This window comes from Streptomyces sp. NPDC007905, assembly GCF_042959345.1.
Lineage (GTDB): Bacteria > Actinomycetota > Actinomycetes > Streptomycetales > Streptomycetaceae > Streptomyces.
In genome coordinates, this window is the sequence record NZ_JBIBKS010000002.1 from 158931 (window position 1) to 172530 (window position 13600).

The following is a 13600-nucleotide window of genomic DNA, read 5'->3' on the forward strand; positions in this document are numbered from 1 at the left end:
ATGGGGCGGTGCAGCTCCCCTACGTCCACCGCGTCACCAAGTACGACCCCGCCGACCGTGACGAACACGGGCATTACACCGGCAGTGAGGACACCGTCAGCGATCACGGCAAGGTGGCCCACACCCGGGAGCTCGGACTGTTCCCCGAACGCCTGGACGCCTCCCCGTACGCCTTCGAGGCCGAGGAGGAAGAGCAGGTCATCCAGCGGCCCGGCGATGACGACTTCCGGGCCGACCTGCACAGGGCAGTCGTCACCGGCCGTGGAAGAGACGTGTCTCGACGGTGCCTCACGATGGCACCGCCTCACCAGCGACACCATCGACCCCGTTCGCGTGGGACTGGCTCCCCGGGGCCGTCTCGCCGTCTGGCCATCCCTGTCCACCGACATCGATGCCGTCGTGAGCCCTGTCCGCTGATGGCCTCGTCGAAGGCGTGTGGCAGGACGACGACGGCAACATCCGTAGTGCCATCGCCGAAGAGGACGAGTTCCCCGAACTGACCGCCCGGATATCCCGTGCTCATGCCGCCGCGCTCATGCCTGGATATACGGGTGAACGTGCGCCTCTGTGCACTGCTGTCATACCCGACAACGACGGAGTCCTACGAACTCGTTGGCGAACCGAGCCGACGCCTGGCGACCGCGACTGGGCACTTCGTCAGCCCAAGGGTGAGCGCTTCGACCGGCCTGTCTCAGATTGGTGGCCCACCGGCCATCGAGTGGCCATCGGTATCGTGAGATTCGGCCACGGCTTCCGGGATCCCACACCGGAACGGATCAGGTCTGGGCCATGTCCACGAAGCGGGAGTAGTGGCCCTGGAAGGCGACGGTGATGGTCGCCGTGGGACCGTTTCGGTGCTTGGCGACGATGAGGTCGGCCTCGCCCGCCCGCGGGGACTCCTTCTCGTAGGCGTCCTCGCGATGCAGCAGGATGACCATGTCGGCGTCCTGCTCGATGGAGCCGGACTCACGCAGGTCGGAGACCATGGGCTTCTTGTCGGTCCGCTGCTCGGGGCCACGGTTCAGTTGGGAGAGCGCGATGACCGGGAGCTCCAGCTCCTTGGCGAGCAGCTTGAGGTTACGGGACATGTCCGAGACCTCCTGCTGACGGCTCTCGGCGCGCTTGGAACCGCCGGACTGCATCAGCTGGAGGTAGTCGATGACGACCAGCTTCAGGTCGTTGCGCTGCTTCAGCCGCCGGCACTTGGCACGGATCTCCATCATCGACAGGTTCGGGGAGTCGTCGATGTACAGCGGTGCGGCCGAGACGTCCGGCATGCGGCGGGCCAGCCGGGTCCAGTCATCGTCGGTCATCGTGCCGGACCGCATGTGGTGCAGGGCGACGCGGGCCTCGGCGGACAGGAGACGCATCGCGATCTCATTGCGGCCCATTTCCAGCGAGAAGATGACGCTGGGAAGGTTGTTCTTGATCGAGGCGGCCCGTGCGAAGTCCAGCGCGAGCGTCGACTTACCCATGGCGGGACGGGCCGCGATGACGATCATCTGGCCCGGGTGCAGGCCGTTCGTCAGCGAGTCGAAGTCCGTGAAGCCGGTGGGCACACCCGTCATCTCGCCGCTGCGCGAGCCGATCGCCTCGATCTCGTCGAGGGCGCCCTCCATGATGTCGCCGAGCGGCAGGTAGTCCTCGCTGGTGCGCTGTTCGGTGACCGCGTAGATCTCGGCCTGGGCCCGGTTGACGATCTCGTCGACGTCGCCGTCCGCCGCGTATCCCATCTGGGTGATGCGCGTGCCGGCCTCGACCAGGCGGCGCAGGACGGCCCGTTCGTGGACGATCTCCGCGTAGTACTCCGCGTTCGCGGCCGTCGGCACGGTCTGGACCAGGCTGTGCAGATAGGCGGCGCCGCCGACCTTGTTGATCTCGCCGCGCTTGGTGAGTTCGGCGGCGATGGTGATGGGGTCGGCCGGCTCGCCTTTCGCGTAGACGTCGAGGATCGCCTGGTAGATGGTCTCGTGCGCCGGCTTGTAGAAGTCGTGGCCCTTGAGGATCTCGACGACGTCGGCGATGGCGTCCTTGGACAGCAGCATGCCGCCCAGGACGGACTGCTCGGCGTCCAGGTCCTGCGGCGGTACCCGCTCGAAGGAGGAGCCCCCGCCGTCCCAGCCTCCGCTTTCCCGGCCCCGGTCGTGCTGTTCGTCACGGCCCCGGCCGCCATCGCTTCGCCGACGGGAGGCGGGCAGACGATCGCTGGGTCCGGTGTCGGCCCACGGATCGTCCAAGGGCTCGGAAATGCTCACCGAGCCACCTCCTCCCGTCCGCACGGCGGACCTCGCCGTGCCCTCTGTTGTACGGCACGACACTGACAAATGAGAGGCCCAACTCCGGTACTGACGCGTCGGATTTGTGAGGTTTCCCGGGTCGACGGAAGGAGCGGGCGCCGGACAACGGTAGGCCCGTCGGCACCGTCAGCCAATCTGGTTATCCACAGGCCATGTGGACGACGGCCCGGATGCTGTGGAGAACCCGCCGAAACCTGTGCACGACCCGGTGGACAGCCCTGTGAACAAGCCCTCGATCACACCGGGCGCAACGCTCTGAACTGGACTTTTATCCTCCACCGCCTGTGCAGAAGAAAAACTTCCCCGCTCGGGCCAAGATCGCCCCGAACGGTGTGCACATGCAGACGCGTCGGGAGCTTAGGTAAGGGCCAGTACTACTTTGCATCTCTTACCTGTGGACGGTTACATTAGTGGCCATGACGCAGGCCCCAGCGATCCCCCAGGCCACCGGGCGTCGGCACGACCGAGAGATCATCGCGCTGGCCGTCCCGGCCTTCGGCGCACTCGTCGCCGAGCCTCTGTTCGTCATGGCGGACAGCGCGATCGTCGGCCACCTCGGCACCGCACAGCTCGCCGGTCTCGGTGTCGCCTCGGCTCTCCTCACCACCGCCGTGAGTGTCTTCGTCTTCCTCGCCTACGCCACCACAGCCGCCGTGGCCCGGCGCGTCGGCGCCGGCGATCTCCAAGCGGCCATCCGTCAGGGCATGGACGGCATCTGGCTCGCACTGCTCCTGGGAGCGGCGGTCATCGCGCTCGTCCTTCCCCTGGCCCCGGGGATCGTAGACCTGTTCGGCGCATCCACCACCGCGGCACCTTACGCCACCACGTACCTGCGCATCTCCTCACTCGGCATCCCGGCCATGCTGATCGTGCTTGCCGCCACCGGTGTGCTGCGCGGCCTGCAGAACACCAAGACCCCGCTGTACGTCGCCGTCGCAGGCTTCGTTGCCAACGCCGGGCTCAATGCGGGCCTGGTCTACGGCGTCGGACTCGGCATCGCCGGCTCCGCCTGGGGCACCGTCATCGCACAGTGCGGCATGGCGGCCGTCTATCTGACCGTGGTCGTTCGCGGGGCCCGCCGACACGGGGCGTCCCTGCGTCCGGACGCCTCCGGCATCCGGGCCTCGGCCCAGGCCGGTGTTCCGCTGCTCGTCCGGACGCTGTCCCTGCGGGCGATCCTCATGCTTGCCACTGCTGTCGCGGCACGCCTCGGCGACGCCGACATCGCCGCCCACCAGATCATCCTGTCCCTGTGGAGCCTGCTGGCCTTCGCCCTCGACGCGATCGCCATCGCCGGGCAGGCCATCATCGGCCGCTACCTGGGCGCGAGCGATGCCCGGGGCGCCCGCGAGGCCTGCCGCCGCATGGTCCAGTGGGGCATCGCCACCGGTGTCGTACTCGGCCTGCTCGTGGTGGCCGCCAGGCCGCTGTTCCTCCCGCTGTTCACCAGCGATTCCGTGGTCAGGGGCGTCGCCCTGCCCGCACTGCTGATGGTGGCCCTCTCCCAGCCCATCTGCGGGATGGTCTTCGTCCTGGACGGCGTCCTGATGGGTGCCGGGGACGGGCCGTATCTGGCCTGGGCGATGGTGATCACCCTGGCAGTGTTCTCTCCGGTGGCGCTGCTCATCCCCACGCTGGGCGGAGGCCTCACCGCGCTCTGGGCGGCCATGACCCTGATGATGACGGTCCGCATGCTCACCCTGTGGCTGCGGGCCCGCTCGGGCAGATGGATCGTGACGGGCGCGACCCGCTGAGCAGACCACCCGGCTTGGGCCACCCCGGTTTCACGTGAAACATGCCGCGCCCCGCGCCCGGCGAACCCCGATGCCGAACACGAAGAGGGGCCACCCCCACTGGGGGCGGCCCCTCTCTCAGCTGCTTGAGCCGAGCGCAGCGTTACGCCGCGACGACCTCGATGTTGACCTTGGCGGCAACCTCGGGGTGCAGACGCACGGACGTCTCGTGGGCGCCCAGGGTCTTGATCGGCGCACCGAGCTCGATGCGGCGCTTGTCGACCTCGGGGCCACCGGAAGCCTTGATCGCGGAAGCGATGTCGGCCGGGGTGACGGAACCGAAGAGACGGCCGGCGTCGCCGGAGCGGACGGCCAGACGGACCTTCACGCCCTCGAGCTGGGCCTTGACCTGGTTGGCCTGCTCGATGGTCTGGATCTCGTGGATCTTGCGGGCGCGGCGGATCTGCTCGACGTCCTTCTCGCCACCCTTGGTCCAGCGGATAGCGAACTTCCGCGGGATGAGGTAGTTGCGAGCGTAACCGTCCTTGACGTCGACGACGTCGCCGGCGGCACCGAGGCCAGAGACCTCGTGGGTGAGGATGATCTTCATGTGTCGGTCACCCTTCCCTTATCGCGCGGTGGACGTGTAGGGCAGCAGCGCCATCTCACGGCTGTTCTTCACGGCCGTGGCGACGTCACGCTGGTGCTGCGTGCAGTTGCCGGTCACGCGGCGGGCACGGATCTTGCCGCGGTCGGAAATGAACTTCCGCAGCATGTTCGTGTCCTTGTAGTCCACGTACGTGACCTTGTCCTTGCAGAAAGCGCAGACCTTCTTCTTCGGCTTGCGCACAGGCGGCTTCGCCATGGTGATTCTCCTGTGTGATCAAGAAGTGGGGATGCGAGCCCCTAGAAGGGGGGCTCGTCCGAGTAGCCGCCACCGCCGCCGCCGCCGGAGCTTCCGCCCCAGCCGCCGCCGCCCTGGTTGCCACCGGCGGGAGCGCCGGTCGCCCACGGGTCGTCGGCAGGAGCGCTGCCGCCCTGCTGGCCGCCGCCGGGGCCTCCGCCCCAGCCGCCGCCACCCTGGCCGCCACCGCCGCCGCCGTAACCGCCCTGGCCACCGCGAGCGCCACCGGCGGTCTTGGTGACCTTGGCCGTGGCGCTGCGCAGGCTGGCGCCGACTTCCTCGACGTCCAGTTCGTAGACCGTGCGCTTGACGCCCTCACGGTCCTCGTAGGACCGCTGCTTCAGCCGGCCCTGCACGATGACGCGCATGCCTCGCTGGAGCGACTCGGCGACGTTCTCCGCCGCCTGACGCCAGACCGAGCAGGTCAGGAACAGGCTCTCGCCGTCCTTCCACTCGTTGGTCTGACGGTCGAAGGTGCGGGGAGTGGACGCGACGCGGAACTTCGCGACCGCCGCACCGGACGGGGTGAAGCGCAGCTCGGGGTCGTCGACAAGATTGCCGATGACCGTGATGACGGTCTCGCCTGCCATGGGGGAACCTCTCGGCGGGTTTGCTGCTGGCTGCTTGGTGCTACTCGAAACCCGAGATCAACTGAGCGGCAGAGCTCAGTGGGTCTCGGGACGGAGGACCTTGGTCCGGAGGACCGACTCGTTCAGGTTCATCTGGCGGTCGAGCTCCTTCACGACCACAGGCTCGGCCTGCAGGTCGATGACCGAGTAGATGCCCTCGGGCTTCTTCTTGATCTCGTACGCGAGACGACGACGGCCCCAGGTGTCGACCTTCTCCACCTTGCCGTTGCCCTCACGGACGACGGAGAGGAAGTTCTCGATCAGGGGGGCGACAGCGCGCTCCTCCAGATCGGGGTCGAGGATGACCATCACCTCGTAGTGACGCATGTGGAACCCACCTCCTTTGGACTCAGCGGCCACGGTCGTTCCGTGGCAGGAGGGTTGTGATGCGTACGCAACGGTATCGGCCGCCACTGACAATCGGGGGTTCCGCTGGGAATCCCCGCCGCGGATCTGGGCAGACACCGGTGCAGACGGTACAGACTACCCGCAGACCTGCTTCCGGTTGAAATCCGGGCGTGGGGACCGTCAGTCTGTACACATCGGGTGTGTATGGCGCTACAGTGCGCCGCGATCCGCAGGAGGTGCCTCATGGCACAACAGGCATTGCGACCCAACACCGCCGGATCCCTCTTCGCCACCGACGGCAAGCCTCATCCGCTTCAGGACACCCTGATGGCGGTGACGCTGGTCCTCGGGGTGCTGGCCCTCGTCACGTCCTTCTTCCACAGCCTGCACCTGATCAGCTCCTGGGCCGGCCTGGTGGGGCTCGTCGTCGGCGCGTACGGGCAGTGGATCTCGGTGACCACGCGCGAGCGCTTCGGTCTGATCCTGGGTCTCGGTGCCTCCGGCGTCGGTTTCATGCTCGGCATGGCGAACGGCGGGCTGTTCGGCGGGCTCATCGGCTGACCCCGCCCACCGCCGGACCGACAACTTCCCCCGCACCGTGCAGACGCCTCGGCGGCCCACGCCGCGGCGAAGGTGTCGTACGCCCAGCCGGGGCGCTCGCGAGGCGCAGTAGGCTTCGGCGCGAGAGCCGGAGCCCCTGAACCCATGGGGACACACCAGCCCGAGGAGCGCCCCGACATGAGCCTGACCCTGAGGACCATCAGCCGCGAGCAACATCTGGCCTACATCCAGAGCCTGCCGGCGGCGAGCCACATGCAGGTCCCGTCCTGGGCCGATGTGAAGGCGGAGTGGCGCGCGGAGAACCTCGGCTGGTTCGACGAGCGCACCGGCGAGATGGTCGGCGCCGGCCTGGTCCTCTACCGCCAACTGCCCAAGATCAAGCGCTACCTCGCCTACCTCCCCGAGGGCCCGGTCATCAACTGGTTCGCGCCGAACCTGGACGACTGGATCCAGCCGATGCTGGCCCACCTCAAGCAGCAGGGTGCCTTCTCCGTGAAGATGGGGCCGCCGGTGATCATCCGTCGCTGGAACGCGGAAACAATCAAGAAGGGCATCCAGAGCCCGGACGTGAAGCGCCTGCGCGACATGGAGGCCGACTTCATCGAGCCGCGCGCCTTCGAAGTGGCCGACAAGCTGCGCCGGATGGGCTGGCAGCAGGGTGAGGACGGCGGCGCCGGCTTCGGCGACGTGCAGCCGCGCTACGTCTTCCAGGTGCCGCTGGCCAACCGCTCCCTGGAAGACGTCCACAAGAACTTCAACCAGCTGTGGCGCCGCAACATCAAGAAGGCCGAGAAGGCCGGCGTCGAGGTCGTCCAGGGCGGCTACCAGGATCTGGCCGAGTGGCAGCGGCTGTACGAGATCACGGCTGTGCGCGACCACTTCCGGCCCCGGCCGCTGTCGTACTTCCAGCGCATGTGGACGGCCCTCAACACCGAGGACCCCAACCGCATGCGGCTGTACTTCGCGCGCCACAACGGCGTGAACCTGTCCGCAGCGACCATGCTGATCGTCGGCGGGCACGTCTGGTACTCCTACGGCGCCTCCGACAACATCGGCCGTGAGGTCCGGCCCTCGAACGCGATGCAGTGGAGGATGCTGCGCGACGCCTACGCGCTCGGCGCCACCGTCTACGACCTGCGCGGCATCTCCGACTCGCTGGACGAGACGGATCACCTGTTCGGCCTGATCCAGTTCAAGGTCGGCACCGGTGGGCAGGCCGCCGAGTACCTCGGCGAGTGGGACTTCCCGCTGAACAAGCTGCTCCACAAGGCGCTCGACATCTACATGTCGCGCCGCTGAGCCGCGGGCGTTTGATTCCATAGCCTTCACACCTCTCCCACCCCTGATCCACCGCAGCCACGAGAAAGGTCCCGGGTCCGGCCATGGCGCTCACGCTTTACGTCGACACCGCGCGCTGGCGGGCGCACCACAAGCACGTGCAGGAGCAGTTCCCGGGACTTGTCCCGGTCTGCAAGGGCAACGGCTACGGCTTCGGACACGAACGGCTGGCGGAGGAGGCCACCCGGCTGGGCTCGGACATCCTCGCCGTCGGCACCACCTACGAGGCCGCACGCATCAAGGACTTCTTCAGCGGTGACCTGCTGGTGCTGACGCCGTACCGGCGCGGCGAGGAGCCGGTCCCGCTGCCGGACCGGGTGGTCCGGTCGGTGTCGTCGGTCGACGGCGTGTACGGCCTCGTGGGCGCCCGTGTCGTCATCGAGGTGATGTCCTCGATGAAGCGGCACGGCATCAGCGAGCAGGACCTGCCGCAGCTGCACCAGGCCATTGAGAATGTCCGGCTGGAGGGCTTCGCCATCCACCTGCCGCTGGACCGCACCGACGGCTCGGACGCCGTCGAGGAGGTCATCGGCTGGATGGACCGGCTGCGCGCGGCCCGGCTGCCGCTGCACACCATGTTTGTCAGCCACCTCAAGGCCGATGAACTGGCCCGGCTCCAGCAGCAGTTCCCGCAGACGCGGTTCCGCGCCCGCATCGGTACGCGGCTGTGGCTGGGGGACCACGAGGCCACCGAGTACCACGGCGCCGTCCTGGACGTCACGCGGGTGGCCAAGGGCGACCGCTTCGGCTACCGGCAGCAGAAGGCGGCCTCGGACGGCTTCCTGGTGGTCGTGGCGGGCGGTACGTCGCACGGGGTGGGCCTGGAGGCACCGAAGGCCCTGCACGGCGTCATGCCGCGCGCCAAGGGTGTCGCCCGGGCCGGCCTCGCCACGGTGAACCGGAACCTTTCGCCGTTCGTCTGGGGCGGCAAGCAGCGCTGGTTCGCCGAACCGCCGCACATGCAGGTGTCGATCCTGTTCGTCCCGTCGGACGCCCCCGAGCCGAAGGTCGGTGACGAGCTGGTGGCCCATCTGCGGCACACCACCACTCAGTTCGACCGGATCGTGGACCGCTAGTCCGGGCCACCGAACCGCGAAGGCCGTACACGAAGCGCTCGTGTACGGCCTTCCGCATGCTCCACCGGGGCTGACCGAGGGGTTGTTCGCTCAGAGCGAACGCTCCCCGGGCGGCGGCGGTTCGGGCCTTCCCCAGTCCACCTGAGGCGCCTCGAAGTGCGCGGCGTGCCGCGGGGGATGGGCCGCCGCGCCGAGCACGAAGACGTCCTCCGCGCCGTCGAGGGCCCCACCCGAGGGGTCGTCGTCCTCGGCCCGGCGCACCACGTCCCGCTCGGGCATGAGGATGTCCCGTACGACGACGGCGCACAGGTACAGCGTGCCCAGCAGATGAACCGCGATCGCCCAGTGGTAGCCCTGCGTCGGCAGGCCCTTGTGGGCGTCTCCGCTGGTCGTGTAGGCGAGGTACATCCAGATGCCCAGGAAGTACGCCACCTCGCACGCCTGCCAGATCAGGAAGTCCCGCCACTTGGGCCGGGCGAGGACCGCCAGCGGCACGAGCCAGAGGACGTACTGCGGGGAGTAGACCTTGTTGGTGAGGATGAAGGCCGCCACCATCAGGAAGGCGAGCTGGGCGAAGCGCGGCCTGCGCGGAGCGGTGAACGTCAGCGCCGCGATACCGAGGAAGCACAGCACCACCAGCACGGTGGCCGCGGTGTTGACGAAGTCGGTGGTGGGCGGGTGGCTGGAGTTCTGTGCCCAGATCAGCCAGAAGGAGCCGAAGTCGACGCCCCGGTCATGGCTGAACGAGTAGAACTTCGACCAGCCCTGGAAGGCGAAGAGCATCACGGGCAGGTTCACGACCAGCCAGGCCACGACGGCTCCGCCCACGGCCTGGAAGTACTCCCGCCACCGCCCGGCCCGCCAGCACAGGACGAGCAGCGGGCCGAGCAGTACGACGGGATAGAGCTTGGCGGCCGTGGCGAGCCCCAGGAGGACCCCGAAGGCCAGAGCCCGGCCCCGGGACCACATCAGCATCGCGGCGGCCGTCAGGGCCACCGCGAGCAGGTCCCAGTTGATGGTGGCGGTGAGGGCGAAGGCCGGCGCCAGAGCGACCAGCAGCCCGTCCCACGGCCGTCGGCGGTGGGTGCCGGCCACACAGACGGCGATGATGGCCGCGCACACCATCAGCATCCCGGCGTTGACGAACCAGTACCACTGCTCCTGGTGCTGGATGGTGCCGCTGCCGGGTGTGAGCCAGGCGGCCACCTCCATGAAGACACCGGTCAGCACCGGGTATTCGAGGTAGTCCATGTCGCCCGGAAGCCTGTCGAAGTACGGCACCAGCCCATCGGCGAAGCCGCGCCCCTGGTACAGGTGCGGAATGTCCGAGTAGCAGGCGTGCGTGTACTGGGAGCTCGCACCGAAGAACCAGGCGCTGTGGTAGCAGGGCGCCTTCTGGACGAGGCCGAGCGCGAACATGCCGATCATGACGAGCGTGACCACCCGCACGGGAGTCCACCACGTCGTCCCGAGCAGGGCACGTCGCCCGATGGGGCCACCGATCAGCTCGCTCCCGGCCGCGGCAACCTCGTCCTCCCTGGTCGGCCGCACCGGCTCTGCACCGGAGGACCGCACAGGCTCGGGCTCGTGCACGCCGGTGGGCGTCATCTCTGCACTGGGCATGGGACACATCCTGCCGTACCAGCCTAGGAAAACGCCGAGGGCCGCCGCACCTCGTGGGTGCGGCGGCCCGCGTTTCACGTGAAACATCCTTGACGGGCGATATGACCGGCCATCGGTCACATAGCCGTGCTAGCCATTTTGACCTGCGAAGATGCCTCCGTTGCCATTTCCTCTGGTGTTGCCGGTCCCGGTGGTGTCCGTGACTGTCGGCGTGGGTGTCGTCCCCCCGTCCGTGCCACCGTTTCCTGTGCCGCCATTGCCGGTGCAGTTGTTGCCCCAGCCGAACTGGCAGGACTGGCTCGGCGACGGAGACGGGGACGTGGCCGTTTCGCTCGGTGTCGGGCTCGGCGAGTCACTCGGCGTCGCGCTGGGCGTGATGGTGACCGACGGAGTCGGGGTGGGCGCACCCGCCTCGTCCTGGACGTCACCGATCACCTCGGCCTCCGGGAAGCCGGGGTCGTTCGCGTTCTTCAGCGCGGCCTTCATGTACTCGGTCCACACCGACGTCGGGATGTCACCACCGTGGATGGAGTCCACCCCGGCGGTGCCGTTCATGGACAGCAGCTTGTGGTCCTTGGGGTTCTCGCGGAACATCGCCACGGAAGTCGACAGCTGCTGGGTGTAGCCGACGAACCAGGCCGACTTGTTCTTGTCGGTGGTACCGGTCTTGCCCGCCGCCGTACGGCCCAGGGCCTTGGCGTTCTGACCCGTACCGTTCTGGATGACGTTCTCCAGGACGTCCGTGACGTTGTTGGCGATCTTCGCGGCCATCGCCTGCTTCACCCCCTTGGGCCTGACGAAGTCGGGCTGGTCCGCGCCGTCCTTCTTGACAGCGGTCACCGAGTACGGGTCCACCTGCTTGCCGGATGCCGCGAAGGTCGCGTAGGCGTCGGCCATGCGGATCGCGCTGGGCGTCGAGGTTCCGATGGCGAACGACGGGTTGAGGTCCTGCGACATGCTCTGGTCGAGGATGCCGGCCGATCGCGCGACATCACGGACCCGGGACATCCCCACATCGACGCCGAGCTGCACGAACGGCGTGTTGATGGACTGCTCCATCGCTTTGCGCAGAGTGATGTAACCCCATCGGTGAGGACTCTCGTTGTTCTGGAAGAAGTACGAGTTGTCCTTGTTGAGGTAGTACGACCCGTCCGGCCTTCTGACCTTGAGATGGTCGTTGCCGTTGTACTTGCTCAGCGGCGAGATGCCCACGCCGTCGGACTTGTACGTGCCGTACTCCATCGCCGCGGCCAGTACGAACGGCTTCCACGTCGAACCGACGGGGACACCGGAGGTGTCGGCATTGTTGGTGAAGTGGCCGTTCTCGTAGCCGTCACCGCCGTAGAGAGCGACGATCGCACCGTCCCTGGGGACCACCGACGCCGCACCGAACTGGACGTACTTGTCCAGGCTGCGGTGCTTCGGGTCGAGTCGCTGCTTCTGGATCTTCTTCACGGCGGCGCTCAGGGCGTTGACCTTGTCCCTCTTGAAGGTCGTGTAGATCTGGTAGCCGCCCTGGTCGAACTCCGCCTCCGTGATGTGGGAGTGGTTGAGGACGTACTTCTTCGCCGTGTCGGCCAGGTAGCTGATCTGGCCGGTCATGCCCTTGGTGGCCTTGCGGCCCTGGGGGTCGGGGTACTTCTTGATGGCTTCCTGGTACTGGACGTCCGTGAGGTGCTTGTCCTTGTGCATCTCGCTGAGGATCCAGGACCAGCGTTCCTCGGAACGCTTGCGGTTGGCGTCGGGGGTCGCCGCCTTGTCGAGGTCGGCGTTGCCGGCCGGGTCGTAGTACGTCGGACCCTTCAGAAGCGCGGCGAGGAAGGCGCACTGGCTCGGCGTGAGCTTGACCGCGTCGACGCCGTAGTAGGTCTGCGCGGCGGCCTGGATGCCGTAGGCGCCGCGGCCGTAGTACGAGGTGTTCAGGTAACCCTGCAGGATCTGCGGCTTGCTGAACTTCGTGCCCACCTTGATGGAGATGAACATCTCCTTGAACTTACGGGTGATGGTCTGGTCCTGGCTGAGGTACGTGTTCTTGACGAACTGCTGGGTGATGGTCGAACCACCCTGCGTCTGACCGCCTCGCGCCATGTTGGCCAGGGCCCGCGCGATACCCATGGGGTCGACGCCCGAGTCCTGGTAGAAGCTCTTGTTCTCCGCCGAGATCACGGCCCACTGCATGGCCTCGGGGATCTTGTCGATGGTGACGTTCTGGCGGTTCACACCCGTGCCGGTGGCCACCATCTGCGTCTTGTCGGCCCAGTAGTAGACGTTGTTCTGTGACTGGGCTGCGAGGTTCTCATTGGGGACCTGCACCATCGCGAAGCCGATACCGACCATCGCGACCAGGCTGCCGAAGAAGGCGATGCACAGCCCGGAGACGAGCTTCCAGGACGGCACCCAGCGGTGCCATCCGTACTTGCCCGCCCGCGGATAGTCGATGAACCGCTTCTCACCGGGAGCCGTCGTGGCACGGCCTCTGCCACGCCCGGGGCCGGTCGCCCCGCCCGGGCCGCCGCGCCGGCCACCCGGGGGTGCGTTGTCGGCGGCCTTGCGTCGGCCGCCGCCTCTCTGCGCCGCCCGGCGTGCCTCGGCCCGGCCGCTGTAGGGGCGCTCTTCACCTCCCGAGCCGTAGGAGTCCGACCCATAGGAACTCGGCCCATAGGAGTCGGCAGAAGACCCGGTGGCGCCTCGCGGTGCCGCACTGCGGCCGGAGGACGAGCCGGACTGACCGCGTCGGGCCGCGGCACGTCCGCCTCCCTGCGGCTGCGGCGGTTTGCGACGGTGCTCGCTCATCGAACGATTACTCCTCGGGCAGGCGCACCCGTGCGCGCCTGGAAACGGCGGCTGGTTTCCGGTCCCCCCGAAGTACGGATGAGGTCGGTTCCGCATTCACCCGTACTGCACCGGGGACAACGACGCCCCCCAGCGTCACTTGGTTCCCGGTGGTGTGCATGCCGCACAGACTACGCACCGTCAAAACCGTCCGAGCCTCGAAGTTCGCCTCAAAACAGGCAACTCACCTCCTACGAATCGGTGATGTGATCCCGTTCACCGTCCTCCCCCTTGTCGCGTGCGGAAGGCCGTTCTATCG

11 protein-coding genes are annotated in these 13600 nt (G+C 67.7%); 4 read left to right on the forward strand and 7 right to left on the reverse strand.

Annotated elements, in window-relative coordinates:
- Positions 1–776 precede the first annotated feature (776 nt).
- Positions 777–2255, reverse strand: a complete 1479-nt coding sequence (gene dnaB, locus ACFZDC_RS04395) for a replicative DNA helicase (protein ID WP_391319994.1) — start codon at positions 2253–2255, stop codon at positions 777–779.
- Positions 2256–2713: 458 nt separating this feature from the next.
- Between dnaB and ACFZDC_RS04400 the strand changes: the two genes are divergently transcribed.
- Positions 2714–4051, forward strand: a complete 1338-nt coding sequence (locus ACFZDC_RS04400) for an MATE family efflux transporter (RefSeq protein WP_391319996.1) — start codon at positions 2714–2716, stop codon at positions 4049–4051.
- A gap of 142 nt (positions 4052–4193) precedes the next feature.
- On the opposite strand, the gene rplI is transcribed toward ACFZDC_RS04400, so the two are convergent.
- From rplI to rpsF, 4 genes are all read right to left on the reverse strand, one after another.
- Positions 4194–4640: a 50S ribosomal protein L9 gene (rplI, locus tag ACFZDC_RS04405; RefSeq protein ID WP_030938854.1), complete on the reverse strand. Its 447-nt coding sequence runs from the start codon at positions 4638–4640 to the stop codon at positions 4194–4196.
- Between the two features lie 18 nt (positions 4641–4658).
- Positions 4659–4895, reverse strand: a complete 237-nt coding sequence (gene rpsR, locus ACFZDC_RS04410; protein ID WP_003949403.1) for a 30S ribosomal protein S18 — start codon at positions 4893–4895, stop codon at positions 4659–4661.
- A 41-nt stretch (positions 4896–4936) separates the two neighbouring features.
- The gene (locus ACFZDC_RS04415; protein WP_391319998.1) at positions 4937–5524 is read right to left on the reverse strand and encodes a single-stranded DNA-binding protein; all 588 of its coding nucleotides are present in this window, start codon (positions 5522–5524) and stop codon (positions 4937–4939) included.
- 75 nt (positions 5525–5599) lie between these two features.
- Positions 5600–5890, reverse strand: a complete 291-nt coding sequence (gene rpsF / locus ACFZDC_RS04420) for a 30S ribosomal protein S6 (RefSeq protein WP_369390496.1) — start codon at positions 5888–5890, stop codon at positions 5600–5602.
- A 264-nt stretch (positions 5891–6154) separates the two neighbouring features.
- On the opposite strand from rpsF, the gene ACFZDC_RS04425 reads away from it, so the two are divergent.
- From ACFZDC_RS04425 to ACFZDC_RS04435, 3 genes are all read left to right on the forward strand, one after another.
- A complete protein-coding gene (locus ACFZDC_RS04425; protein WP_391320000.1) occupies positions 6155–6472 on the forward strand; it encodes a hypothetical protein in 318 nt (105 codons plus the stop codon).
- 177 nt (positions 6473–6649) lie between these two features.
- Positions 6650–7771 carry a peptidoglycan bridge formation glycyltransferase FemX gene (gene femX / locus ACFZDC_RS04430; RefSeq protein ID WP_391320002.1) on the forward strand — a complete coding sequence of 374 codons (1122 nt, stop codon included), beginning with the start codon at positions 6650–6652 and terminating at the stop codon, positions 7769–7771.
- Between the two features lie 83 nt (positions 7772–7854).
- Positions 7855–8886, forward strand: coding sequence for an alanine racemase (locus ACFZDC_RS04435; RefSeq protein ID WP_391320004.1), 1032 nt, complete (start codon positions 7855–7857; stop codon positions 8884–8886).
- A 90-nt stretch (positions 8887–8976) separates the two neighbouring features.
- Here the strand turns inward: ACFZDC_RS04435 and ACFZDC_RS04440 are convergent, their stop codons facing one another.
- Both ACFZDC_RS04440 and ACFZDC_RS04445 read right to left on the reverse strand, forming a co-directional pair.
- Positions 8977–10509, reverse strand: a complete 1533-nt coding sequence (locus ACFZDC_RS04440; RefSeq protein WP_391320006.1) for a glycosyltransferase 87 family protein — start codon at positions 10507–10509, stop codon at positions 8977–8979.
- A 129-nt stretch (positions 10510–10638) separates the two neighbouring features.
- Entirely contained in the window at positions 10639–13302 is a 2664-nt protein-coding gene (locus tag ACFZDC_RS04445) for a transglycosylase domain-containing protein (protein WP_391320008.1), read from the reverse strand.
- Between the last annotated feature and the right edge of the window lie 298 nt (positions 13303–13600).

What these genes read in the sequence shown, in the direction of transcription:
- ACFZDC_RS04400 (WP_391319996.1), top strand. Translation starts at nt 2,714, where the DNA reads ATGACGCAGGCCCCAGCGATCCCCCAGGCCACCGGGCGTCGGCACGAC.
- rplI (WP_030938854.1), bottom strand. Translation starts at nt 4,640, where the DNA reads ATGAAGATCATCCTCACCCACGAGGTCTCTGGCCTCGGTGCCGCCGGC.
- rpsR (WP_003949403.1), bottom strand. Translation starts at nt 4,895, where the DNA reads ATGGCGAAGCCGCCTGTGCGCAAGCCGAAGAAGAAGGTCTGCGCTTTC.
- ACFZDC_RS04415 (WP_391319998.1), bottom strand. Translation starts at nt 5,524, where the DNA reads ATGGCAGGCGAGACCGTCATCACGGTCATCGGCAATCTTGTCGACGAC.
- rpsF (WP_369390496.1), bottom strand. Translation starts at nt 5,890, where the DNA reads ATGCGTCACTACGAGGTGATGGTCATCCTCGACCCCGATCTGGAGGAG.
- ACFZDC_RS04425 (WP_391320000.1), top strand. Translation starts at nt 6,155, where the DNA reads ATGGCACAACAGGCATTGCGACCCAACACCGCCGGATCCCTCTTCGCC.
- femX (WP_391320002.1), top strand. Translation starts at nt 6,650, where the DNA reads ATGAGCCTGACCCTGAGGACCATCAGCCGCGAGCAACATCTGGCCTAC.
- ACFZDC_RS04435 (WP_391320004.1), top strand. Translation starts at nt 7,855, where the DNA reads ATGGCGCTCACGCTTTACGTCGACACCGCGCGCTGGCGGGCGCACCAC.
- ACFZDC_RS04440 (WP_391320006.1), bottom strand. Translation starts at nt 10,509, where the DNA reads ATGCCCAGTGCAGAGATGACGCCCACCGGCGTGCACGAGCCCGAGCCT.
- ACFZDC_RS04445 (WP_391320008.1), bottom strand. Translation starts at nt 13,302, where the DNA reads ATGAGCGAGCACCGTCGCAAACCGCCGCAGCCGCAGGGAGGCGGACGT.